The following is a 24,730-nucleotide window of genomic DNA, read 5'->3' as shown; positions in this document are numbered from 1 at the left end:
CGCCGGATGCTCTGGTTGGTCCGTCTCAGAAAAACGCCTGTATGCCGGTCTGGGCGCGGCCCAATATCAGGGCATGCACATCATGCGTCCCCTCATAGGTGTTGACCGTTTCAAGGTTCTGGGCGTGGCGCATGACGTGGTATTCGATCTGAATGCCATTGCCGCCGTGCATATCACGAGCCTGGCGGGCTATATCCAGCGCCTTGCCGCAATTGTTGCGCTTGACGATGGAGATCATTTCCGGGGCCATCTTATGGTCGTCGAACAGACGGCCGACGCGGAGCGAGGCCTGAAGGCCGAGCGTGATTTCGGTCTGCATGTCGGCCAGCTTCTTCTGGTAAAGCTGCATGCCGGCCAGCGGCTTGCCGAACTGCTTGCGGTCCATGCCGTACTGGTGGGCGCGGAACCAGCAATCTTCGGCGGCACCCAGCACACCCCAGGAAATGCCGTAACGCGCACGGTTGAGGCAGCCGAACGGACCTTTGAGGCCGGAAACATTCGGAAGCAGCGCGTCTTCACCGACTTCGACGCCATCCATGACGATTTCGCCGGTGATCGATGCACGCAGAGACAGCTTGCCGCCGATCTTTGGTGCAGACAGTCCCTTCATGCCCTTTTCCAGCACGAAGCCACGGATCTGGTTGTCATGCGCTTCGGACTTTGCCCAGACGACGAAGACGTCGGCAATCGGCGAATTGGAAATCCACATCTTGGAGCCGCGCAGGCGATATCCGCCTGCAATCTTCTCGGCACGGGTCTTCATGCCGTTGGGGTCGGAACCCGCATCCGGCTCTGTCAGGCCAAAGCAGCCGATCAATTCGCCGGACACGAGGCCGGGCAAATATTTGTCCTTTTGCTCTTCCGAGCCATAGGCGAAGATCGGGTAGATGACGAGCGAAGACTGCACGCTCATCATGGAGCGATAGCCGCTGTCGATGCGCTCGACCTCGCGGGCAACAAGGCCGTAAGCGACATAGCTGGCTTCGGCGGCGCCATATTTCTCTGGGAGCGTGACGCCGAGAAGTCCTGTCTGACCCATCAGGCGGAACAGCTCAGGCTCTGAACTTTCAGAGAGGTAGGCTTCGTTGATGCGGGGCAGAAGCTCCGATTGGGCAAAGGCCGCTGCCGTATCACGGATCATCCGCTCGTCTTCGGTCAGTTGGTCCTCGAGAAGAAACGGGTCCTGCCAATTGAATGCTGTGCGTTCGCTCACGGTAAATCTCCAAAATTGCTGATGCGATTATTGGCCTTTGGCACCATCGCGGCAAGCCATGTTTACTCATTTTGCTATTACCGATAGGAATGCGCCATGACCTCGCTCAGCCGTAAACTTCTGCCTTCCACCAGCGCTCTCGCCGCCTTCGATTCCGTGGCGCGACTGGGCAGTTTTTCGCTGGCCGCAGATGAGTTGTCGCTGACGCAAGGGGCCATCAGCAGGCAGGTTCTGTCGTTGGAAGACCAGCTCGGTGTGCGGTTGTTCGAGCGTGGCGCGCGCGGCGTTTCGTTGACGGCTGAAGGCCAGACCTATGCCAAAGCGATCGGCACGGCACTGGGTGATATCCGCTCCGCATCCCTGCAGATTATGACCAAAACGCATGGCAACACGCTGAACCTTGCCATGCTGCCCACCTTCGGCACGCGGTGGCTTTTGCCGCGTATTCCCAAATTCGTGGCGGCACACCCGGAAATCACGCTCAATTTCGCCACCCGCATCGGCCAGTTCGATTTCGAGAAGGAAGGTCTGGATATGGCAATCCATATCGGTCAGCCGGATTGGCCAGCGGCGGAAAGCACGTTTTTGATGGACGAGATGGTGGCGCCCGTGTGCAGCCCGTCCTTTCTATCCGCACATCCGATTGCCAAGGCGCAGGATATCTCCACCCTGCCACTGCTGCATATGGCATCGCGCCCCGGCGCATGGGATCACTGGTTCCAGAGCCTTGGGCTCGGCGCGCAAAATGCGCCCGCCATGCGGTTTGAGCAGTTCTCCAGCGTGGCACAGGGCTGTATCGCCGGGTTGGGCGTCGCATTGATGCCGCTGTTTCTGATCGATATCGAACTCAAGGGCGGGCAACTCGTGACCGCCTTCGATCATCAGGTCAAAAGCCCCAGCTCCTATTACGCCGTTGCGCCGCTTTCACGCATCAATCACGCGCCCGTCGTGTTGTTCAAGCAGTGGCTGCTAGCGGAAGTCGAAGCGTTTCGTGCCTTGGTCTCCTAAGTAATCCCTTCTGTCTTCATGCTACTTAGGGCTTCCCTCTCAAAAAGCACGCGTTTGCGACTCGACAAATAGGTATTTTCGACTTACGTTGATTAAACGTTTAATCATGGGGATAATCATGACCTCGGGTCGTGCAGGCGCAAATCTGACGGCAATCGCGTCGGCACTGGGTGTGTCGACGGCGACCGTGTCCAATGCGCTCTCCGGCAAGGGGCGTGTCTCCACAGAGCTTTCCGAGAAAATCCGCCTCAAGGCCGACGAGTTGGGTTATGTGCCCAGCATCGCTGGTCGCGCGCTTCGCACCGGAAGAAGCGGTGTCGTCGGTCTCGTCCTGCCCGATATCGCCAACCCGCTTTTTCCGCAAATCGCTCAGGCTATCGAGAAGGCTGCCGACGACGCCGGTTACGGCGTGCTGATTGCCGACTCCCACGGGGATGTCGCCAAGCAGACGGAGGCGATCAATCGTCTTATCGAGCGCGGCGTCGAAGGCATGGTCGTCGTGCCACGACGCGGCACCCGCATCGGCAACGTCGATTGCCCCGTTGCTGTCATCGATTCGCCCTCCACACCCGGGAATACTGTCTCCGCTGATCATTGGGATGGTGGTTTTCAGATCGGTCGTCATCTGGCGGAACTCGGCCACCGCAACGTGGTCATCATCGGCAACAATCCAGATTCCAACGTTCAGAACGACCGCATCGGCGGTATCAAGTCCGGCCTCGGCAGCAGTGCGCAGACGGAAACCCTGTGGATCGCGTCTCTGGAAACGCGGAACGGTGCAGGGTGCCCGCTAGGCGTCGCCCAAAAGGTGATGCACGGCTTTACCGCCTTCGCGGCGGTGTCGGATCTTCATGCGTTGCGCGTTCTCACCGAATTGCAGCGTGATGGTATCAATGTGCCGGAACAGGCCAGCGTCACGGGCTTTGACGACCTCATATGGGCACCCGTCGTTACACCAGCTTTGACCACCATCCGCATGGATATGGCGAAAATTGCCGATTTGGCGATTACGGCGCTGGTGCGCAGCATCGATGCGGAAAACCGCCCGCTCTCGGGAGGCGTCGTCGCAGATATCTCGAAAGTCGCAATGGAGCTCATCGTCAGACGCTCTTGCGGTCCAAACAACAAGAAGCAGGCCGCCAACACAACCTCGACAGCAGGAGAACTCGCATCATGAAAAAGATCATTCTGGCATCCGGCACCGCCCTGATGCTGTCCATGGGTGCCGCGCAGGCGCAGGACAAGACTTTGACGATTTCGGTCTATGCCTTCGCGCAGGACGAATTCAAGGAACTGGTCTATACGCCGTTCGAAGCCAAGTGCGGCTGCAAGCTGGTGGTCGAAACCGGCAATAGCGTCGAGCGTCTGGCCAAGATGGAAGCCAACAAGACCAATCCGGTCATTGACCTCGCCATCGTTTCCATGGCCGATGCACTGTCCGCCACCCGCAAGGATTTGATCCAGAAGATCGACACGTCCAAGGTGCCGAATGTCGAGAAGCTCTATGATATCGCCAAGGACCCGAATGGCGATGGCATGAGCGTGGGCGTCAATTTCTACGCCACCTCCATCGTCTACCGCACCGACAAGATGAAGATCGACTCATGGGCCGATCTTTTGAAGGACGGCGTGGTCGACCACGTCGCCTTCCCGAATGTCACCACCAATCAAGGCCCGCCTGCGCTTTATATGCTGGGCAAGGCCATCGGCAAGGATACACCGGATCTGTCTGGAGCCATTGCGGCTGTCGGCGAGAAGAAGGACGAGATCGTCACCTTCTACGTCAAGTCGTCTCAGCTCGTGCAGCTGATGCAGCAGGAAGAAATCTGGGCGGCACCCATCGGCCGTTTCTCCTGGGCACCGTTCACCAAGCTGGACCTGCCGCTGGCATGGGCCACGCCAAAGGAAGGCCAGACGGGCGGCATGAACGTTTTGATCGTTCCCAAGAACGGCAAGAACGAAGACCTGGCGCTCCAGTTCATGGATTTCTGGCTCTCGACGGATGTACAGAAGGCGCTGGCCGAAAAGCTGGTCGATAGCCCGACCAACAAGGAGGTCAAGGTCTCTGACGAGGTCGCCAACAACATCACCTATGGCGAGGAAACGGCGAAGAGCCTGCAGCTCATTCCGTCCGCAACGACGCTGGATAACCGCGACAAGTGGCTGTCGGAGTGGAACGCGAAGGTTGGGCAGTAAGGAAGGTTGTTGGGTGTGGGGGCTACATGCTGACGCACGTCACCCCCCCTCTGTCCGCGGCAAGCCTTCCTCTTCCAGTGAGCGTCGTAGTTGGACTGTAACGTCTCGCCTAACCAATCTGCCCACCTGTGGGGGAGATGCCCGGCAGGGCAGAGGGGGGCTGGCACCCACCGACGCTCAATAACAAATCCTCCGCCAAGCAAAGGCGGAGACATTTCAACACCGGAGAAGACTCCATGTTTCAAAACCGGGCTGAAGCCTTGGCGCTTGCCTTGCCCGCCGCGATCTTTGCGGCGGCGGTGTTTCTTGTGCCGGTGTTTATTCTTCTGTCGGAAGGGTTTCGCACCTCAGGTGGCTGGACATTTCAGGCCTATGTGGATTTCTTTTTCGATCCTCTGAACCGGGCCGTTTTTCTGCGCACCCTGAAGCTTGGGGCCATCGTGACCCTTGTGTCCGCGATCATTGGGTACGCGGCAGCCTTTGCCATCGTCAGCCTGCCTTCCAACTCCAAGGGCCACATGATCAACCTCGTCATTCTGCCTCTGATGATCTCGCCCGTGGCCCGCACCTATGCGTGGATCGTCATTCTCGGGCGCACCGGCATGGTCAACGAGATGCTGAAACTTGTGGGGCTGACCGATGCGCCGATCCGCATCCTGTTTTCCGAAACGGCTGTCTTCATCGGCCTGCTGCAACTGTTCCTGCCGCTGATGATCATTTCCCTCATCAGCGCGCTGGAAAACATGCCGAAAGACGTGATTGCCGCCGCGCGCGTTCTCGGCGCCAACTGGTTTCAGGTTTTCTGGAAGGTCATTCTGCCGCTGACCAAGGAAGGTCTCGTCGTGGGTGGCACATTGGTCTTCACCGGCTCGCTGACGGCCTATATCACGCCCGCCATTCTGGGCGGTTCCAAGGTTCTGATGCTGGAAACGCTGCTCTATCAGCAGGTGACGGTGTCCAACAATTTCGTCGCAGCCAGCGTCATCGCCTTCATCCTGATCGTCATGAGCTTTGCCGCCAACATCCTGCTCAAGCGCATCGCCACGGCAAGGAACAAGACATGACCCGGCACCTCTTCATTCCCCTGACGTTGGCTCTCGTCATCGGCTTTCTGATCGGCCCGTTCCTCATCATCGTCGCGGCCTCGTTTTCGGCAGGCGATACGCTGGCCTTCCCGCCGCAGGGCTTTTCCCTGAAATGGATCGCCAAGGTCTTCACCGTCGAAAGTTTCCGCGAAAGCTTCGCCATGTCGATGTTTCTGGCCATCGGTGGCACATTCGCAGCGCTGATCCTCGGCGTTCCCGCTTCCTATGCCATGTCGCGCTACAAGCTGCCTTTTTCGGAAACCATCCGCACCATCGTCTCAGCTCCCATCATCGTTCCCGGCATCATCGTCGGCCTGGCGTTGCTGCGCTACTTCGTCGTGCCGTTCGGCATCGGCATCACGCTGGCGCTGTTTCTGGCGCATACAGCGCTGATCCTGCCCTATGCGGTGCGTGTGGTCTCAGCCAGCCTCACCAATCTGCGCTCCGATATCGAGGAGGCGGCCGTGCTGCTCGGCTCGTCCCGCATCGGCGCCTTCTTCCGCGTCGTGCTGCCGAATATTCGTGGCGGCATTCTCTCGGCCTTCATTCTCGGTTTCGTAACCAGCTTCAATCAGGTGCCCGTCTCGCTGTTCCTGTCGGGTCCCGGCGTGCGCACTTTGCCCATTGATATGCTGGGCTACATGGAAATCGTCTTCGACCCATCCGTTGCAGCGCTGTCGTCGCTGCTCGCCTTCCTGTCCATCGGCATCGTTTTCATGGCCGAACGTTTTCTGGGGTTCTCCCGCTATGTCTGACGCAAATTATCTGTCGCTCCAGAACCTGTCGCTGGCCTATGGCAATTCCGTTGCCGTGAAGGACCTCAATCTCGATATCCGCAAGGGCGAGTTGCTGGCGCTGCTCGGCCCCTCCGGCTGCGGCAAGACCACGACAATGCGCGCCATTGCCGGGCTGATGCCGGTGGCCGGTGGCCGGATCGATCTTGACGGTGTCGATATCACCCGCGTGTCCGCCAACAAGCGGGCGGTGGGCTTGGTGTTCCAGTCCTACGCGCTGTTTCCGCACCTGACGGTCTACGAGAATGTCGCCTTCGGTTTGAAGCTGAAGGGCATGAGGGGCTCGACCCTTGATGACAAGGTCGCGTCCGGCCTCAAATCCGTCGGTCTTTCGAGCTTTTCTTCGCGCAAACCGGCGGAACTCTCCGGCGGCCAGCAGCAGCGGGTGGCGCTTGCCCGTTCCATGGTGATGAACCCAAAGGTCCTGCTTCTGGACGAGCCGCTGTCCAACCTCGATGCGCGGCTGCGGCTTGAAATGCGCACAGAGCTTCAGCGCGTGCAGAAGGAAACCGGCGTCACCATGATTTTCGTCACCCATGACCAGATCGAGGCCTTGGCGCTGGCCGATCGTATCGTTGTGATGAAAAACGGCGCCATCGAGCAGATCGGCACGCCGGAGGACATTTATAACGCACCGGCATCGTCTTTCGTGGCTGATTTCGTCGGTTTTGAAAACATTTTCCGTCTGGAGGGTGGTTTGCTCAAGACTGATAACGGAAGCATCCCCCTTTCTGGCCCTGTTCCGAGTACGGCGGGACTGGCCTGGAGGCCGCGCATGATCACCCTCGGTTCAGGACCTTTCGAGGGAACCGTGCGCGGCACGTCTTTTGCGGGCAACACGCGCGAGTATCTGCTGGATACGCCGCTCGGGGCCATCAAGGCAGAGGTCGATGCCGCGCTGCCGGTGCAGGATATCGGCACGGCGCTCGCATTCGATCTGCCTGTCCAGAAAGCAGCAAGCCTGAAGGTGTTCCGTTGAGCATGGGTATCTGGATCGATTGCGATATGGGGTTCGATGACATCGCCGCCATCATGGTGGTCACGTCTCATGGGCTGCAGATCGACGGTGTGTCGCTGGTGTTCGGCAATGCCCCGCTTGCGCAGGTCAGCAAAAATGCCGCCGGTGCCGCCGCTGCCTTCGGTTGGCGCTTTCCCATTCACTCAGGTCGGGAACGACCTGTGCTCGGAAAGCTCGAAACCGCGCAAACCATCCTTGGGGACACCGGAATTCCCACCATTGGCGCAGGCTTGCCCGACGTGGCCGATCTGCCCCACAGCGATGCTTTCACGGCCCTGTGCAACTGGCTGGCCGACGGTCACGTCGACAAACGCGTTCTCTCGCTTGGTCCGCTCACCAACATCGCCGCCCTCTGTCTCGCAAGACCCGATCTTGCCGCCCGCATCACGCAACTCGTATGGATGGGTGGCGGCGTCACGGCTGGCAATCATACCGCCTCTGCCGAGTTCAACGCTTTTGCCGATCCCGAAGCGCTTTCCATCGTCATCGCCCACGGTCTTCCCTTGCAAATGGTCGATCTCGATCTCTGCCGCAAAGTGACGGCCGGGATGTCCGATATCGCGCCCATTCGCGCAGCGGGTGGCCGCAATGTCGATTTGATCGCCGATATGCTGGAAGGCTTCATCACCATCGCAACAAGCCGTGGGCGCGATGCGATGGCGCTGTACGATCCCTGTGCGGCGGTGGCTCTTGTCGCGCCGGATTGCATCGGCTGGAAAAATGCGCGTATCGATGTCGAGCTTCACGGCGCATTGACGCGTGGCCGAACCGTGGTCGAAGCGCGGGCTGCCCATGCGTCACGATTCAACGCGCAATACGCAGAGACGGTCGATGCTCCCAGTGCGAAATCCATCATTCTCGATGCCCTGCTTCAGGAGGCCAGCCGATGAGAGAGCAAGCCATTATCGTAGATCGTGACGGGATGATCGAGGATACGTTGCGCGCCCGTGCCGTGGCGGCAGCACGTGGCGATCAGCCTTTCGATCTATTGATCAGCGGCGGCATGCTTGTCGATATCGTGACGGGCGAGCTTCGCCCCGCCGATATCGGCATTGTCGGGCCGCTGATCGCCAGCGTTCATGAGGCGGGCACCCGAACCGATGCCGCAAAGGTTCTGGATGCGACGGGTGCCTATGTTTCGCCAGGGTTGATCGACACCCATATGCATGTGGAAAGCTCCATGGTGACACCGGCGGCCTATGCCGGTGCCGTCGTGCCGCGCGGCGTCACCACCATCGTCTGGGACCCGCATGAGTTCGGCAATGTTCACGGCATCGATGGCGTACGCTGGGCGGCGGAGGCTGCCAAGGGTCTGCCGCTGAGGGCTGTTCTCCTCGCCCCTTCGTCCGTGCCATCCGCACCGGGGCTGGAGCAGGCGGGTGCGGATTTCGATGCCTCTGCCATGGCAGAAATGCTGTTCTGGCCGGAAGTTTGCGGCGTTGCCGAGGTCATGAACATGCGTGGCGTTATCGATCGCGATCCGCGCATGAGCGCCATTCTTCAGGAAGGCCTGTTTTCCGACAAACTGATCTGCGGCCATGCGCGTGGGCTTTCGGGGGCCGATCTCAACGCCTTCATGGCGGCGGGCATCACCTCGGATCACGAGCTGACATCGGCTGCAGATCTGATCGTGAAGCTGCGGGCAGGGCTGACGATAGAGCTGCGCGGATCGCACGACCATCTCCTGCCGGAATTCGTTGAAGCCCTGAACGCGCTTGGCCATTTGCCGCAAACCGTCACATTGTGCACCGACGATGTTTTCCCGGATGACCTTCTTAAAAACGGCGGTCTCGATGATGTGGTTCGGCGGCTGGTGCGCTACGGCCTGAAACCGGAATGGGCCCTGCGCGCCGCCACGCTGAACGCGGCCATGCGTCTGCAACGCAACGATCTCGGTCTCATCGCCGCCGGTCGCCGTGCCGATATCGCCGTCTTCGAAGACTTGTCGCACTTCTCCGCACGCCATGTGCTGGCCAGCGGCACGCCCGTTGCAGAAGCTGGCAAGATGCTGGTCGAGTTGACGGAGATGGACGCCGCACCGCTCCAGAATTCGGTGAAGCTGTCGCCTCGTTCGCCGTCTGATTTCAAGGTCAAATCCGAGGGCAAAAGGGTCAAGCTCGCCATCATCGACAAGCCGCGTTTCACGCAGTGGGGCGAGGCGGAAGCTGCGGTGGAAAACGGTTTCGTCGTTCCGCCGGCGGGAACGACGATGATCTCGGTCACTCACCGCCATGGCAAGGCCGATCCCGTCACCAGAACCGGTTTTCTGACCGGTTGGGGCAAATGGGACGGGGCTTTCGCCACCACGGTTTCCCATGACGGCCACAATCTCACGGTCTTCGGTGGCAACGTGGATGATATGACGGTGGCCGCCAACGCCGTCATCAAGGCAGGCGGCGGCATGGCCGTTGCATCCGGCGGCAAGGTTATGGCGCTGTTGCCGCTACCACTCTCCGGCCTTGTCTCGTCCGCCCCCCTCAACGACATCGCCGCCGGTTTCGAAACCGTACGCGACGCGGTTGGCAAGGTCGTGGAATGGCAGCCACCCTATCTCGTCTTCAAAGCCTGCTTCGGCGCCACACTGGCCTGCAACACCGGCCCGCACCAGACGGATATGGGCATTGCCGACGTGCTGACGGGGAGGGTGATGGAAACGCCGGTGATCAAGGTTTTGGACTAAAGGCCGTCATTCAGCCGCCAGTTCCTGCTCCACCAGCGTCGTCCAGAACGCGACGCCAGACGCAATCGCATCGTCGTTGAAATCATAGGACGTGTTGTGGTGCAGCGCGCCATCCACGGCGGGGCCGTTGCCGAGCCAGACGTAGCAGCCCGGCACTTCGCCCGCAAAGAACGAGAAATCATCGCCAGCCGTCGAAGGCGGAAAGGCTGTCCGTGCTTTTTTACCAAAAATGCTCTGTGCGGCCTTCAACGCACGGCTGGTGGTTTCAGCATCATTGATCACGGGCGGAATGCGGCGGATGAAGTCGTACTTCGCCTCTATGCCGAACATGGCTGCGGTACCGTTGGCGAGCCTGCCGATTTCTTCTTCGAGCTGATCGCGAACATGCGCCGAATAGGCCCTCGCTGTGCCACCGATCTCGACGAGATCGGGAATGACGTTCAGCGCTTTCGGATCGCCCGCCTGTACCGAGCAGGCGCTGACGACGGCTGGTTGCAGCGGATCGACCACCCGTCCGACAATGCTTTGCAGCGCTGCCAGAAAGCTTCCCGCCGCCGTAATCGGGTCGCGGCCCAGATGCGGCTTTGCGCCGTGGGTGCCGATACCCTTGAACGTCACACGCCAGCTGTCGGAGGACGCCAGTTGCGGTCCTTCGACCACGGCCATCTCGTCTACATCCAGCCCCGGCATATTGTGCAATCCGTAGACCGCGTCGCAGGGAAAAAGATCGAACAGCCCGTCCTCCACCATCCGTTTTGCGCCTCCGCGTCCCTCTTCTGCGGGCTGAAAGATGAAGTGCACGGTGCCGGAGAAATCGCGGGTTTCGGCCAGATGGCGGGCGGCACCCAGAAGCATCACCGTGTGACCATCATGGCCACAGGCATGCATTTTTCCGGGCACGGTCGATTTATAGGGGCGGTCAGCGATCTCAGGCATGGCCAGCGCGTCCATATCGGCGCGCAGGCCAATGTGGCGCGTGCCATTGCCGACTTGCAGCGTGCCGACGACGCCGGTTTTGCCCAAACCGCGATGAACCGTTATACCCGCCTCTTCCAGGTGCTTGGCGACCAGCGCGCTCGTGCGCTCTTCCTCAAAGCCGAGCTCCGGGTGGGCGTGCAGGTCTCGCCGCAGAGCGGTCAGAAAGGGCAGGTCGTTTCCGAACCGGGCAAGCGGGGTCATGGGCGGCATATCCTTGCAACATCGAAACACTTATCTTTTCTAGTGCAGAAGCCCCTGAAAATTAATAGAAACCTGCTTGGAAAAACGAAATATTATTGCCGTGAAAGGAATGGTCATGAAGCCGCACGAATTCTGGCAGGAGATCCATGCGCCCGGCAGCTTCGACGTCACCGGTTCCCATTCCGGTTTTTTCCCGGTCACGCTCGATGATGGCAGGCAGTTGCGCCTGCCGATCCGTCCGCTGGCGGATGGGGAACATGCGCTTGCATCGCTCATCATCAATCAGGCGTCGTTTCCGGTTGTCGAAGCCTTGGCCGACGCTTTGGCGCAAAAGCTTGAAAACGTCGACATAGATGTCGTCGTTGGCCTTCCCACACTCGGCCTGACGCTTGCGGCTGAGGTGGCAAAACGCCTTGGCCACAGCCGTTACGTCCCGCTCGGAACGTCTCGCAAATTCTGGTATCTGGACGCGCTTTCCGTGCCCATGTCATCCATCACCACACAGCAACAGAAGCGGCTCTATATCGATCCACGCATGCTGCCGCTTCTGGACGGCAAGCGGGTTGCTTTGGTGGATGACGTGATTTCCAGTGGCACCTCTATTGTCGCGGGTCTTTCGCTTCTGGCCGCTTCCAGCATCGAGCCCGTCGTCATCGGCGCGGCCATGCTGCAATCCGACAGGTGGGTGGAAAAACTGGCGAATTTCGACAGCCGCTGGCCTGATAGGGTGCGGGGCGTTTTCCGAACGCAGATGCTGAAAAAGGCGGGTGACGGGTGGCATTTCTGACTGTTACCAATCGCCGGTAGGCGACGACTGTTCATTTTTTCATCCTGCATATTTTTTGACTTGCGAAGCCGTGAAGGATGGGCCTAGGATCATCACCAGCCGATTGACACGATATCAAGCTTCCCGCTAAGCCCATGGCTTTAAATATAAAAATACGAACCTACTTTTTGGAATTCCTGCATGCAACTTGTGTTCGACGGTCATAACGATGTGCTTTTGCGGTTATGGCGCAACGCCAAATCGGGGAGCGATCCCGTCGCGGAATTCGTGCAGGGCACCGTTGAGGGTCATATCGATGCGCCGCGCGCCAAGGCAGGCGGATTGGCCGGTGGTATCTGCGCCATCTATATCCCCTCCGGTGATCTGATCCTTCAGGAGCCGGATGCGTCAGGCCATTACATTACCCCGCTTGCAGGCCCGCTGGAACGCCAGCCATCGCTCGATATCGCGCTCGAGAAGGCTGCGATTGCGCTGCGGCTGGATCAGGCCGGTGGCTGGAAGCTCTGCCGCTCGACCGGCGAAATCCGCCAGGCCATGGATGACGGCGTCTTCGCCGCTGTGCTGCACATGGAAGGCTGCGAGGCCATTGCCGCCGATCTCGATGCGCTGGATGTGTTCTATGCCGCAGGTCTGCGGTCGCTCGGTCCGGTCTGGAGCCGCCACAATATTTTCGGCCACGGCGTGCCCTTTGCCTATCCCATGTCGCCCGATACCGCGCCGGGATTGACCGATGCCGGTTTCGAACTGGTGAAACGCTGCAATCAGCTCGGCATTCTCATCGATCTTGCGCATATCACAGAAAAGGGTTTCTGGGACGTGGCAAAGACCACCGACCAGCCTCTGATCGCCAGCCACTCCAATGCGCACGCGCTGACGCCGGTGGCGCGCAATCTCACCGACAAGCAGATGGACGCGATCAGGGAGAGTAACGGACTTGTTGGTCTCAACTACGCCGTGACCATGCTGCGCCCGGATGCGCGTGATGACGCCAACACCCCGCTTTCCGCCATGGTGCAGCATATCGATTATATGGTGAAGCGCATGGGCATCGATTGCGTGGCGCTCGGTTCCGACTTCGATGGTGCCACCATTCCAGCGGAAATCGGCGATGCCAAGGGCAACAATAATCTTGTTGCGGCGCTGAAATCTGCGGGCTACGCTGATCAAGACCTTGCTAAAATTTGCCGGGAAAACTGGCTGCGCGTTTTGGCTCAGGCATGGCACGCGCCAGCCTGAGACCGAGTATAAACCGAGATACAAACAGGGGAAGACGATGAACAAATCGCTCAACAAAGCCGCCCGCATCCTTGCCACAAGCGTGGCCCTGTCGATGCTTTCACTCGCTGCACCGCAAGCCTTTGCAGCAACGCCGGCCGACACGCTGGTCGAAGGTTTCGCTATCGATGACATCATCTCGCTCGATCCGGGCGAAGCCTTTGAAATCACGACTGCGGAAGTTACCGGCAACACCTATAGCAAGCTCGTCTCCATCGACATCGCCGACACCTCCAAAGTGAAGGGCGATCTGGCCGACAGCTGGACGACCTCCGAAGACGGCCTGACCTACACATTCAAGCTCAAGCAGGGCCTCAAATTCGCGTCCGGCAATCCGCTGACGGCAGACGATGTTGCCTTCTCTTTCGAGCGTGCCGTCAAGCTGGACAAATCTCCGGCGTTTCTTCTGACCCAGTTCGGTCTCAAGGGCGATAACGTCACGGAAAAGGCGAAGGCTACGGATGCTAACACCTTCGTTTTGACTGTCGACAAGGCCTATGCACCGAGCTTCGTTCTCAACGTTCTGACGGCAACCGTTGCTTCCGTCGTGGACAAGAAGCTGGTGATGGAAAAGGCAAAAGCGGTTACGCCAAGCGCCGATTACAAATATGACAGCGATTTCGGCAATGAGTTCCTGAAGACCGGTTATGCCGGTTCCGGCCCTTACAAAATCCTTGGCTGGAAGGCCAATGAAGCGGTCATTCTGGAAGCCAACCCGAATTATTATGCCGATAAGCCAAAGCTGAAGCGCGTCGTTTATCGCCATATGAAGGAAAGTTCGGGCCAGCGTCTGGCGCTGGAAAATGGCGATATCGATGTTGCCCGTAACCTTGAGCCCGGCGATATGGAAGCGGTGTCCAAGAAAGAAGGCTTCACCGTTATCTCGGCACCGAAGGGCACGGTCTATTATCTCGGCCTGAACCAGAAGAACGAAAACCTGAAGAAGCCCGAGGTCGTGGAAGCCTTCAAGTATCTGGTCGATTACGAGGGCATCGGTGCGACCATCATCAAGGGCATTGGTGAGGTGCACCAGACCTTCCTGCCCAAGGGTCAACTTGGTGCCTTGGATGAAAATCCCTACAAGCTCGATGTTGCCAAGGCCAAGGAATTGCTGGCAAAGGCAGGCCTGAAGGACGGGTTTACGGTAACCATGGATGTGCGCAATACGCAGCCAGTGACCGGCATTGCCGAGAATATCCAGCAGACCTTGGCGCAAGCCGGTATCAAGCTCAGCATCATTCCGGGTGATGGCAAGCAGACTCTGACGAAATATCGTGCCCGTCAGCACGACATCTATATCGGCGACTGGGGTTCTGACTATTTCGACCCGAACTCGAATGCCGAAACCTTCACCATCAATTACGACAATTCTGATGCAGGCAAGACCAAGACGCTGGCATGGCGCAATGCCTGGGACGTCCCTGAACTGACGAAGCAGACACAGGCAGCGCTTCTGGAAAAGGACAATGCCAAGCGCGCGGCCATGTATCAGGACCTTCAGAAAAAGGTTCTGGAAAGCGGCCCGTTCGTCGTGATTGAACAGAAGACGGAAATTGCCGGTTTCTCTAACAAGGTCAAAGGTCTGAAGCTCGGACCGAGCTTCGACACCAACTACGTCTTCCCGGTCTCCAAGGAATAGTCCGGCAGGATTGATACAGTGACCATCATTGAAACAGTACCAAGGCCAAGGCGCGGCAAAAGCCGCGCCAACAAGCGCCTGACCGCCATCATTGGCTTCCTCGTCACCGTCATCACCACATTTTTGGGGTTGCTGGCGGTTACTTTTTTTATTGGTCGCGTCATCCCCATCGATCCCGCTTTGGCGATCGTGGGTGACCGTGCGCCTGCCCATGTGGTGGAGCGTGTGCGCGAAGAGCTCGGCCTGAACCTGCCGCTTTGGCAGCAGTTTTTCCTTTACATCAAGCAGGCGCTATCGGGGGATTTCGGCACCTCGGTACTGACCACAAACCCGGTGATGACCGATATCATCCGCGTTTTCCCTGCTACCATCGAGCTTGCCACCATCGGTACGCTGATTGGCGCTGTCTTCGGCATTCCGCTGGGCGTTCTCGCCGCCGTCAAGCGCGGCAGCATCATCGACCAGATCGTCCGCATCATCGGTCTTGTCGGTTATTCCGTGCCAATCTTCTGGCTCGGCCTGCTGGCGCTTCTGGTGTTTTACGCCAGGCTGAACTGGGTTGCCTATCCCGGCCGCATGGATATCGTCTACGAATTCACCTTCACGCCAGTAACAGGCTTTTACCTGCTGGATGCCTTCTGGCAGGGACAGTGGGATGTGTTGTGGGACCTCTTCCGGCACATCATTTTGCCCGCCGGATTGCTGGGCTATTTCTCGCTCGCCTATATCAGCCGCATGACGCGTTCTTTCATGCTCAATGAGCTCGCCCAAGAGTATATCGTCGCGGCTCGCGCGAAGGGGCTGTCGGAAACCCGCATCATCTGGTTCCACGCCCTGCGCAACGCCGCCGTACCGCTGTTGACGGTCATCGTGCTGTCCTATGCCGGTTTGCTGGAAGGCTCCGTTTTGACGGAAACCATCTTCTCCTGGCCGGGGCTCGGCCTCTACATCACCAATTCCTTGCAGAATGCGGATATGAACGCCGTTCTCGGCGGCACCATCGTGATTGGCGCTGTGTTCATCAGCATCAATCTTCTGTCCGATCTGCTCTACCGGACGCTCGATCCAAGGACGCGCAGCCGATGACCACAGCCGTAGCACCGTTGAAACCCTACAGCCGCGAATGGCTGCTGTCCGACCGTCCCGCATCGCGCAGACAAGCCCGGCTCGGCCGCGCCTATGTCATCTGGCGGCGGTTTTCGGAAAACCGGTTGGCGCTGGCAGGGCTCGGCATCATTCTCGCACTGGTGCTGGTCGCGATCTTTGCCAATATGCTTGCCCCGCATTCCGCCGTGCAGGGAGATCTGCGCAATGCCCGCCTGCTGCCGCCCGGGAGTGCCGGGTATTGGCTCGGCACGGACGATCAGGGCCGCGACATTCTTTCCAGGCTCATCCACGGTTCGCGGCTGACGCTGTTCGTGGTCATGCTGGTGGCCATCATCGCTGCCCCTGTTGGTCTCATCGTCGGCACCGTCGCCGGTTATGCCGGTGGCTGGGTCGATGCTGTCCTGATGCGCATCACCGATATCTTTCTGGCGTTCCCGAAGCTTGTTCTGGCGCTGGCTCTGGTGGCAGCCTTGGGGCCGGGCATCGAGAATGCGGTGCTGGCCATTGCCGTCACCTCATGGCCGCCCTATGCCCGCATTGCCCGCGCCGAAACCATGACATTTCGCAACTCCGATTTCATCGCGGCTATCAAGCTCATGGGCGCGTCGCCGTGGCGCATCGTGCTCAAGCATGTCATGCCGCTCTGCATGTCCTCGCTCATCGTGCGTGTGACGCTGGATATGGCGGGTATTATTCTCACCGCCGCCGGTCTCGGCTTCCTCGGCCTCGGCGCTCAGCCGCCCTTGCCGGAATGGGGTGCCATGATCGCATCGGGTCGCCGCTTCATTCTCGATCAATGGTGGGTGGCGGCCATGCCTGGCATCGCCATTCTCATCGTCAGTCTGGGCTTCAACCTGCTGGGCGATGGTCTGCGCGATGCGCTGGACCCGAAGGAGGCAGGCCAATGACCGCTCCGCTTCTCACCGTCGAAAACCTGCGTGTCAGCTTCCCCACCCGCACCGGGCTGGTGGAAGCGGTGCGCGGCGTATCTTTCACGCTCGGCAAGGAGCGTCTCGGCATCGTCGGCGAATCCGGTTCCGGCAAATCCCAGACCGGTCGCGCCATCATGGGGCTGACGCCATCTGCCGCGAAAATCGAGGCGGATGCCTTGCGTTTCGGCGATATCGATCTGCTGAAAGCCTCGGCCAAGCAGCGCCGCAGCATTCGCGGCAAGCGCATCGGCATGATCCTGCAGGACCCGAAATATTCGCTGAACCCGGTCATGCCCATCGGCCGCCAGATTGTCGAGACGTTGCGGACGCATGAGCGCATCAGTTCATCGCAAGCCAAGCAGCGCACGCTCGACATGCTGGAGGCGGTGCAGATCCGCGAACCTGAACGTGTTTTCGGCCTTTATCCGCATGAAGTTTCCGGCGGTATGGGCCAGCGCGTGATGATCGCCATGATGCTGGTCTGCGGCCCCGAACTGCTGATTGCCGACGAACCGACCTCGGCGCTCGATGTTACGGTGCAGCTGGAAGTCCTCGACATTCTCGACAAGCTGGTGCGCGATCGCGGCATGGGCCTCATCTTCATCTCGCATGATCTGCGGCTGGTTTCCTCCTTCTGCGACCGCGTTCTTGTCATGTATGCGGGTCGCGTGGTGGAGGAGCTTCAGGCGGCCAATCTCGACAACGCGCAGCACCCTTACACGCGCGGGCTGCTCAACTGCCTGCCCAAGATCGGCGATAACAGGCATCCGCTGCCGGTTCTGGACCGTCAGGTGGAGTGGCGCCTATGACCTCAGTTCTTTCCGTTTCCGATCTGCTGGTCGATTTCGATGGTCACATCGCGCTTGATGGTGTCAGCATCGATGTTATCAAGGGCGAATCCTTCGGTCTCGTTGGCGAGTCCGGTTCGGGCAAATCCACGCTGCTGCGCGCCATTGCCGGTCTCAACCACTTCGATGAGGGCAGCCTCATGGTGGAAGGCCGGACCTACAAGAGCAAGTTCCGCGAAAAGAGTTTCTACCGTGATGTGCAGATGGTGTTTCAGGACCCTTATGGTTCGCTGCATCCGCGCCAGACGGTAGATGCGCTGCTGCTGGAGCCTCTGACCATTCACGGCATGGACGACAAGGAAGGCCGCATCACCCGAGCGCTGGATGAGGTGGGCTTGGGAACCGGTTTCCGTTTCCGCTATTCGCACCAGCTTTCCGGCGGTCAGCGCCAGCGTATCGCCATTGCGCGTGCGCTCATTCTGGAGCCGAAAATCCTGCTGCTGGATGAGCCGACATCGGCGCTCGATGCGTCGATTCAGGCCGAAATCCTCAACCTGCTGGAACAGGCTCGGCATGACCGAAACCTCACCTTCCTCATGGTCAGCCACGACCTCGGCGTCATCAGCCACATGTGCGACCGTCTGGCCGTCATGAAAAGCGGCAAGGTGGTGGAGATGCTGGATGTGGAGGCGCTGGAAAGCCGGAAGTTCCAGGCCGATTATACCCGGCAGTTGCTGGTGGCGAGTGAAGGGTTTGTCCGCGATTGAGATAGGGCGAGGACACTGTTACATACTCCCCTCATTCCTGTGACAGGCACAGGAATGAGGGGGCACCGTCACCATGAATCTACGCGCATTGATGTATTTCGATGAGCTTGTCCGCACCAGTTCCATGCGGGCTGCGGCGGAAAATCTCAATGTCGCGCCGACGGCCGTCAGTCGCCAGATCGACAATCTCGAGGAATATTTCGGTGCGCCGCTGGTGGAGAGATCCAGCCGTGGCGTGACCTTGACGGCAGCGGGGCAGCTTCTGGCAGAACGGGCCGGAAAGACCTTACGCGAGCTTGGGCATGTCCACCAGCTGATCGACGATCTCAAGGGATTGGAGCGCGGGCGTGCGACGATCTATTCCAATGGCGCCACCGTCGCCAGCCTGCTGGCACCGGCACTGTCGCAGTTCGCCCAAGCCTATCCGAAACTGCGTTTCGAGGTGCACATCACCTCGGCACGTCAGGCCATCGATGCGCTGGTTTCTTCACAGGCCGACATCGCCATCACGCTGTTTGCACCAAAAACAACGGAGGTGAAAATCCTTGCAAAGCGCGAGATCTGTTATGACGTCATTCTGCCCGCAGACCACCCATTGGCAGCCAGAACGTCGATTTCACTGAAAGAACTCGCCAACATGCCCTTGGCCCTGCCGGAAAAAACCTTTGCGGCAAGGCAGGCCTTTGATGCGCTGTTTACGCAAGCCGGCGTCGCGCTCGATCCGGTCTTCACCGCAAGCTCACTTGAACTGCTGAGAGAGCTGGTGCTGGACCACGCGGCCGTCACGCTTCTTCCGGCCCTTGCCGTTGCCCGCGACATCAAGTCCGGGCAGATGGTTGCCATACCCTTGAGCGGTTCGAAGGGTGTGCGCACACAGATCGAACTTTGCGTGGCACCGGAGCGTGATCTGTCCTTTGCCGCCGCTACGCTTTCCCGTTTCATCGAAACTTTCATGGGTAACCTGCCAAAATAGGCAGTTGATTTGCGCGCCTGATATCGTGTAGCGATTTCAGCAACGCGCTGGACACACAATGTTGGCGCCACTCGACTGGAGACGATGATGATGCGCAGCATGCTTTTGCAATCGGTAACCCTCACACGCCGTTTGGCGTTAGGCCTTGCCGTCGCGACTGCTCTTTCAGCCATGCTGCCCGCCACGGCGGCTTTTGCAGCAGCAAAAAACTCCATCACCATCGGAATGGGCACAGAGCCTGCAGGGCTAGACCCGACAGCCGGCGCTAACGTCTTCATTGGGCAGGTGACGTGGCAGAACATCTTCGAAGGTCTGGTCACGATCGACAAGGACGGCAAGATCCAGCCGCAGCTGGCGGACAGCTGGGAGATATCCGAAGACGGCAAGACCTATACGTTCAAACTGCGTGAGGGCGTGAAATTCCACGATGGCGAGGCTTTCGATGCCTCCGTCGCCAAGGCCTCGCTGGACCGTGCGCGGGGCGAAGCCTCCATCAATCCACAAAAGCGCTTCTTCTCGGCCATCGACAGCATCGAAACGCCAGACGCGACAACGCTCGTTCTCAAGCTGAAGCAGCCCTCCGGCAGCCTGCTCTATTGGCTCGGCTGGCCCGCCTCGGTCATGGTCGGCACCAAATCTGCCGACAGCAACAAGACCACGCCGATCGGCACCGGCCCGTTCAAGTTCGTCAACTGGTCCAAGGGTGAGAAGGTCGAGATGGCCCGCAACACGGATTACTGGAACACGTCCGTGAATGTTGGGCTCGACAAGGCAACCTTTCGCTTCATTCCCGATCCGCAGGCCCAGGCCGCCGCGCTGAAATCCGGCGACATCGATGCCTTCCCGGAATTCGGCGCACCGGAACTGATGGCCTCCTTCGAAGGGCATGCCCGGCTCGGCACCTTCATCGGCAACACCGAACTGAAGGTCGTGGCTGGCATGAACAATGCCGTCAAGCCCTTCAACGACAAGCGCGTGCGCCAAGCCCTGATGATGGCGGTGGATCGCGCGACGGTTATCGAAGGCGCATGGTCCGGCTTTGGCACGCCCATCGGCAGCCATTACACCCCCAATGATCGCGGTTACGTCGATACAACCGGCGTCCATCCCTACGATGCTGAAAAAGCCAAGGCGTTGCTGGCTGAGGCTGGTTATCCCAACGGTCTTTCCTTCACCATCAAGGCGCCGCAGATGCCCTATGCGCAACGGACCTCGCAGATCCTGCAAGCCATGTTTGCCGAAGTCGGTGTGACGATGACCATCGAGACCACGGAATTCCCGGCCAAATGGGTGTCGGATGTGCTCAAAGGCGCCAATTACGACATGACCATTGTCGCTCATGCGGAGCCGATGGATATCGATATATTCTCGCGTGACCCCTATTATTTCAATTACAAGAACCCGACCTTCAACGAGATCATCAAGAACGTCGAGCTGACAGCCGATCCGGTCGAGCAGGAGGATCTGTATCAGGACGCGCAGAAGATCTTGGCGCAGGATGTGCCAGCGCTATTCCTCTTCGTGATGCCGAAGCTCGGCGTTTGGGACAAGAAGATTCAGGGGCTATGGGAGAACGAGCCCATCCCGTCCAACGTGCTGACGGATGTGCATTGGGAAGAGTGATGGTGAGTTTGCAGCATAGCCACACCCACCGCCCTACAGACCGGGCCTCACCATGATCGCCCTCATCCTGAGACGCATCCTCGGCCTCCTGATCACCTTGCTCGCGGTCTCCTTCCTCATCTACACCGTCATGGGTCTGCTGCCAGGTGATCCCGCCGCGATCATGCTCGGCACATCGGCCAGCCCCGATACGCTGGTGGCGCTGCAAAAGCAGATGGGGCTCGATCAGCCGCTGGTGTTGCGCTACCTCTCCTGGTTGGCAGCCATGGCGCGTGGCGATCTGGGGCAATCCTATACGTACGGCGTACCGGTAGCGGGGTTGATCCTTGACAGGCTTGCGGTGACGTTGCCACTGGCGTGCATCGCCATCACCCTTTCCGTTCTCATTGCATTGCCACTCGGTGTCATGGCCGCGAGGCACAGGGGAGGGGTGATCGACCGTTTCTGCGGCCTGTTTTCCCATGCGGGCATTGCCGTTCCCGGCTTCTGGGTCGGGCTTTTGCTGATCCTGGTTTTTTCCACCACTCTTGGGTGGATGCCAGCGGGCGGCTTTCCCGGCTGGCAGGCAGGGTTCGCAACTGCATTGAAGGCGCTGGTGCTTCCAGCGGTCGCGCTGGCCTTTTCTCAGGCCGGCGTGCTGACGCGGGTCTGCCGCTCGGCCATGCTGGAGGTGATGAGCGAGGATTTCGTGCGCACCGTCAGGGCCAAGGGCATCGGTGAGACGGCTACGCTGTGGAAGCACGTCTTACCCAATGCGCTCATCCCCGTCATTACCATGGTCGGCCTGCAATTCACGTTCCTGATCGCTGGCACCGTTCTGGTGGAAAATGTCTTCAACCTGCCGGGTCTCGGGCGCCTCGCCTTTCAGGCGCTGACGCAGCGCGATATCGTCGTCATGCAATCGGTCGTGTTGTTCTTCTGCGCGCTGGTCATCACCATGAATTTCCTTGTCGATATGGCCTACCTGCTGATTGATCCCCGTTTGCGGGCGCGTGCCGCATGAGACGCTTCAAAGCCCGTAGTGGCACCCTTTTGTCTGGCGCCACAATCACCGGTGCTCTAGTCGCCATCGCGCTGCTATCCCTCGTCTGGACGCCGCAGGTGCCGACGAAAATGCAGATCGTCGCCAAGCTTCAGCCGCCGCTGGCCCATGGTCTGCTGGGAACGGATCAGTTCGGCCGCGATCTTCTCTCCATGCTGATGGTTGGGGCATGGAACTCGCTGTCCACCGCCGTCCTTGCTGTTGCCATCGGCGCCACTATCGGTACGCTGGTCGGTATTTTTGCGGCTGCCCAACGCGGTGTCGTTAAAGCCTTGCTGATGCGCCTCTGTGATATCATCTTTGCGCTGCCACCCATTCTCTCGGCCATGATGCTCGGTGCCTTCATCGGTTCCGGTCGCTTCACCGCCATCGTCGCCATCGCCACTTTCATGGTGCCGGTCTTTGCGCGCCTGACCTGTGCGGCGGCCCTGCAACTATGGGCGCGAGATTTCGTGCTGGCAGCGGAAAGCCTGGGGCGGGGCAGGGGCGGCATTACGATTACCCATATTCTGCCGAACCTGACCAACCTCATCATCGTGCAGGTCAGCATCCAGCTGGGGCTTGCGATCCTGACCGAGGCGGGACTGAGCTTCCTCGGTCTCGGCATGCCACCTCCCGCACCCACCTGGGGGCGGATGTTGTGGGACGCGCAGACCTATCTGTCGCTTGCGCCCTGGCTTGCCATCCTGCCTGGCCTTGCCATCGCGCTGGCGGTTCTCGGCTTCAATCTGTTGGGCGATGGCCTTCGCGATCTGCTCGACCCAAGGCTACGGCGCTAGTGGAAACAACGACAATCTCCGGTTCTTGTCGTATTGCTGCCGCCATTGTTCTGTTACAGCGGGACCACACTTCTGGAGTTGAAAACCTATGCTGCGCCTGTCGGATAATTCTGCTTTTTCCGGTTCGGTCGATGATGCCGATCCGGCATTGACGGAACCCGATGCGCCAAAAGTCGGCCTTGTCGATATTCTGCACGCGCTTGCCGGCGACGAAAGCAGGACCCGCATCGCTGTCGGCGATCTCCTGTCTGCCATGGGCGACCGTGCCTTCGGCGCGTTGATGCTGGTCTTTGCTCTCCCCAACATCGTGCCGACACCACCAGGCACATCTGCCATCACAGGCACACCTCTTGTGTTTCTGGCAGCGCAATTGTTTGCCGGTAAGAGCCCGTGGCTCCCGCGTGTCATCTCCGAACGGTCATTGGCACGGGAAGATTTTGCCCGCGTCGTCCAAAAGATCGTTCCGGTTTTGCTGCGGGTTCAAAAACTGCTCAAGCCACGCTTGGAGGGTCTGCTGTCACCGGTGTTCGAACGTGTCATCGGCCTCGTCTGCTTGCTCCTTGCCGTCATTTTGGCCTTGCCAATCCCGCTTGGCAACATTCTGCCAGCCATCGCGATCGGCTGTTTTTCCTTTGCTCTTCTGGAACGGGATGGTCTCTTCGCGCTCATCGGCGGTGTTCTCGGGGTGATCTCGGTGGCTGTCGTCAGTGGCGTGATTTACGGCATCGTCAAAGCCGCGCTTTATTTCGTGGTCGGACCATTGCTGGGGTGAGTGTGCCTTGCCGCGTTTGACATCGGCTCTAGAAAAATGTCAGCACAGTGGAAATGCGACGTGAGGGCAGGCATATGGCCAGACGATCCGAAACCGGTGGACGGCTAGACGACGCGGCGAGAGCCGGGTGGCTCTATTACGTTGCGGGCCGCACGCAAGACGAGATTGCCAGTGCCATGGGCATCTCCCGCCAATCGGCGCAACGGCTCGTTTCGCTGGCGGTCACCGAACGGCTCATCAAGGTGCGCCTCGACCACCCCATTGCCGCCTGCCTCGAAAAAAGTGAGGCTCTGCGAGAACGGTTTTCTCTGAAGTATGTGGAAGTGGTGCCGAGCGACCCGGTGGGTACGTCCTCCACCGTGGGCATTGCCGAGGCGGGGGCAGCTGAAATCGAACGCTGGCTGCGCAAGTCGGAACCCATCGTTCTCGCCATCGGCACGGGCCGAACCCTGAAGGCCGCAGTCGATCAATTGCCACCGATGGAATGTCCGCAACATCGCATCGTGTCGCTCACCGGCAATATCGGGCCGGATGGCTCTGCCGCCTACTACAACGTTATCTTCTCCATGGCCGATGCCATCAAGGCGCGGCATTTTCCCATGCCGCTGCCGGTTCTCTGTTCTTCGGCAGAAGAACGGGAATTGCTGCACGACCAGTCGATGGTGCGGTCCACATTGGCACTGGGTGCTGCCGCCAACGTCACCTTCGTGGGTGTCGGGCAATTGGCAGAGGATGCGCCGCTCTGCCTCGATGGCTTTCTTGAGGTTCAGGAGATGCGGGACCTCATCGCCAAAGGCGGTGCGGGCGAGATTTGCGGCTGGTCGTTCGACCGGGATGGTCGAATTCTTGAGACGCCGATCAATGACCGTGTCGCCTCTGTTCCCCTACCGCCACGCGAGACGAGCACGGTGATCGGTATTGCCCAGGGCAAGCAAAAATCGCCCGCCATCCTCGCTGCTCTCAGAGGTGGCCTTTTGAACGGCGTCATTACCGACGAGGTTTCGGCTGAGTATTTGCTCGCGAATTGAGCAGAAATATCACTTTAAAACCAGCATGTTAGATAATCCTTGTGC

At 59.4% G+C, this 24,730-nt stretch carries 23 protein-coding genes; 21 read left to right on the top strand and 2 right to left on the bottom strand.

The features are described from left to right. Nucleotides 1–25: 25 nt before the first annotated feature. Nucleotides 26–1,213 carry an acyl-CoA dehydrogenase gene (locus RMR21_RS12645; protein ID WP_498668342.1) on the bottom strand — a complete coding sequence of 396 codons (1,188 nt, stop codon included), beginning with the start codon at nucleotides 1,211–1,213 and terminating at the stop codon, nucleotides 26–28. A gap of 96 nt (nucleotides 1,214–1,309) precedes the next feature. On the opposite strand from RMR21_RS12645, the gene RMR21_RS12640 reads away from it, so the two are divergent. From RMR21_RS12640 to RMR21_RS12605, 8 genes are all read left to right on the top strand, one after another. Further along, the gene (locus RMR21_RS12640; RefSeq protein ID WP_498668341.1) at nucleotides 1,310–2,221 is read left to right on the top strand and encodes a LysR family transcriptional regulator; all 912 of its coding nucleotides are present in this window, start codon (nucleotides 1,310–1,312) and stop codon (nucleotides 2,219–2,221) included. Nucleotides 2,222–2,339: 118 nt separating this feature from the next. Next, a complete protein-coding gene (locus RMR21_RS12635) occupies nucleotides 2,340–3,398 on the top strand; it encodes a LacI family DNA-binding transcriptional regulator (protein ID WP_498668340.1) in 1,059 nt (352 codons plus the stop codon). Next, on the top strand, nucleotides 3,395–4,417 hold the full coding sequence (locus tag RMR21_RS12630) for an ABC transporter substrate-binding protein (RefSeq protein WP_498668339.1): 1,023 nt from the start codon (nucleotides 3,395–3,397) through the stop codon (nucleotides 4,415–4,417). Before RMR21_RS12635 ends, RMR21_RS12630 begins: the two co-directional genes overlap by 4 nt. Before the next feature lie 236 nt (nucleotides 4,418–4,653). Beyond that, entirely contained in the window at nucleotides 4,654–5,481 is an 828-nt protein-coding gene (locus RMR21_RS12625) for an ABC transporter permease (RefSeq protein WP_498668338.1), read from the top strand. Continuing rightward, nucleotides 5,478–6,257, top strand: a complete 780-nt coding sequence (locus tag RMR21_RS12620) for an ABC transporter permease (protein ID WP_103657028.1) — start codon at nucleotides 5,478–5,480, stop codon at nucleotides 6,255–6,257. Before RMR21_RS12625 ends, RMR21_RS12620 begins: the two co-directional genes overlap by 4 nt. Next, nucleotides 6,250–7,275: an ABC transporter ATP-binding protein gene (locus RMR21_RS12615; protein WP_498668337.1), complete on the top strand. Its 1,026-nt coding sequence runs from the start codon at nucleotides 6,250–6,252 to the stop codon at nucleotides 7,273–7,275. Before RMR21_RS12620 ends, RMR21_RS12615 begins: the two co-directional genes overlap by 8 nt. Nucleotides 7,276–7,277: 2 nt before the next feature. Then, nucleotides 7,278–8,204: a nucleoside hydrolase gene (locus RMR21_RS12610; RefSeq protein ID WP_498668336.1), complete on the top strand. Its 927-nt coding sequence runs from the start codon at nucleotides 7,278–7,280 to the stop codon at nucleotides 8,202–8,204. Then, complete coding sequence (locus tag RMR21_RS12605) at nucleotides 8,201–9,994, top strand: adenine deaminase (RefSeq protein ID WP_498668335.1); 1,794 nt, start codon at nucleotides 8,201–8,203, stop codon at nucleotides 9,992–9,994. The genes RMR21_RS12610 and RMR21_RS12605 overlap by 4 nt, the downstream gene beginning before the upstream one ends. Nucleotides 9,995–10,000: 6 nt before the next feature. Here RMR21_RS12605 and RMR21_RS12600 read toward each other — a convergent pair whose 3' ends face one another. Further along, nucleotides 10,001–11,173, bottom strand: coding sequence for a M20 aminoacylase family protein (locus tag RMR21_RS12600; RefSeq protein WP_498668334.1), 1,173 nt, complete (start codon nucleotides 11,171–11,173; stop codon nucleotides 10,001–10,003). Between the two features lie 115 nt (nucleotides 11,174–11,288). On the opposite strand from RMR21_RS12600, the gene RMR21_RS12595 reads away from it, so the two are divergent. From RMR21_RS12595 to RMR21_RS12535, 13 genes are all read left to right on the top strand, one after another. Beyond that, nucleotides 11,289–11,960 carry a phosphoribosyltransferase gene (locus RMR21_RS12595; RefSeq protein WP_498668333.1) on the top strand — a complete coding sequence of 224 codons (672 nt, stop codon included), beginning with the start codon at nucleotides 11,289–11,291 and terminating at the stop codon, nucleotides 11,958–11,960. Nucleotides 11,961–12,140: 180 nt separating this feature from the next. After that, nucleotides 12,141–13,196, top strand: coding sequence for a dipeptidase (locus tag RMR21_RS12590; RefSeq protein ID WP_498668332.1), 1,056 nt, complete (start codon nucleotides 12,141–12,143; stop codon nucleotides 13,194–13,196). 37 nt (nucleotides 13,197–13,233) lie between these two features. Next, nucleotides 13,234–14,874 carry an ABC transporter substrate-binding protein gene (locus RMR21_RS12585; protein ID WP_498668331.1) on the top strand — a complete coding sequence of 547 codons (1,641 nt, stop codon included), beginning with the start codon at nucleotides 13,234–13,236 and terminating at the stop codon, nucleotides 14,872–14,874. Nucleotides 14,875–14,892: 18 nt separating this feature from the next. Beyond that, entirely contained in the window at nucleotides 14,893–15,960 is a 1,068-nt protein-coding gene (locus tag RMR21_RS12580) for an ABC transporter permease (RefSeq protein WP_498668330.1), read from the top strand. Beyond that, nucleotides 15,957–16,889 (top strand): ABC transporter permease, encoded by a 933-nt coding sequence (locus tag RMR21_RS12575; RefSeq protein WP_498668329.1) that lies wholly within the window; start codon nucleotides 15,957–15,959, stop codon nucleotides 16,887–16,889. The genes RMR21_RS12580 and RMR21_RS12575 overlap by 4 nt, the downstream gene beginning before the upstream one ends. Beyond that, a complete protein-coding gene (locus tag RMR21_RS12570) occupies nucleotides 16,886–17,722 on the top strand; it encodes an ABC transporter ATP-binding protein (RefSeq protein ID WP_498668328.1) in 837 nt (278 codons plus the stop codon). The genes RMR21_RS12575 and RMR21_RS12570 overlap by 4 nt, the downstream gene beginning before the upstream one ends. Beyond that, complete coding sequence (locus RMR21_RS12565; protein WP_498668327.1) at nucleotides 17,719–18,468, top strand: ABC transporter ATP-binding protein; 750 nt, start codon at nucleotides 17,719–17,721, stop codon at nucleotides 18,466–18,468. The genes RMR21_RS12570 and RMR21_RS12565 overlap by 4 nt, the downstream gene beginning before the upstream one ends. 73 nt (nucleotides 18,469–18,541) lie before the next feature. Then, nucleotides 18,542–19,441, top strand: coding sequence for a LysR family transcriptional regulator (locus tag RMR21_RS12560; RefSeq protein ID WP_498668326.1), 900 nt, complete (start codon nucleotides 18,542–18,544; stop codon nucleotides 19,439–19,441). A gap of 84 nt (nucleotides 19,442–19,525) precedes the next feature. Continuing rightward, on the top strand, nucleotides 19,526–21,064 hold the full coding sequence (locus tag RMR21_RS12555; RefSeq protein ID WP_498668325.1) for an ABC transporter substrate-binding protein: 1,539 nt from the start codon (nucleotides 19,526–19,528) through the stop codon (nucleotides 21,062–21,064). A 52-nt stretch (nucleotides 21,065–21,116) separates the two neighbouring features. Beyond that, nucleotides 21,117–22,067 carry an ABC transporter permease gene (locus RMR21_RS12550; protein ID WP_498668324.1) on the top strand — a complete coding sequence of 317 codons (951 nt, stop codon included), beginning with the start codon at nucleotides 21,117–21,119 and terminating at the stop codon, nucleotides 22,065–22,067. Continuing rightward, nucleotides 22,064–22,885, top strand: a complete 822-nt coding sequence (locus tag RMR21_RS12545) for an ABC transporter permease (protein ID WP_498668323.1) — start codon at nucleotides 22,064–22,066, stop codon at nucleotides 22,883–22,885. Before RMR21_RS12550 ends, RMR21_RS12545 begins: the two co-directional genes overlap by 4 nt. Nucleotides 22,886–23,075: 190 nt before the next feature. Continuing rightward, nucleotides 23,076–23,657, top strand: coding sequence for an exopolysaccharide biosynthesis protein (locus RMR21_RS12540; protein WP_498670161.1), 582 nt, complete (start codon nucleotides 23,076–23,078; stop codon nucleotides 23,655–23,657). Between the two features lie 74 nt (nucleotides 23,658–23,731). Next, entirely contained in the window at nucleotides 23,732–24,685 is a 954-nt protein-coding gene (locus RMR21_RS12535; RefSeq protein ID WP_498668322.1) for a sugar-binding transcriptional regulator, read from the top strand. The last annotated feature ends 45 nt before the right edge of the window (nucleotides 24,686–24,730 follow it).

The organism is Agrobacterium sp. rho-8.1 (assembly GCF_033957725.1).
In the GTDB taxonomy this organism is placed as follows: Bacteria; Pseudomonadota; Alphaproteobacteria; order Rhizobiales; family Rhizobiaceae; genus Agrobacterium.
The sequence above is the reverse complement of the archived record's forward strand: the minus strand, read 5'-3'. Positions and strand labels throughout refer to the sequence as shown.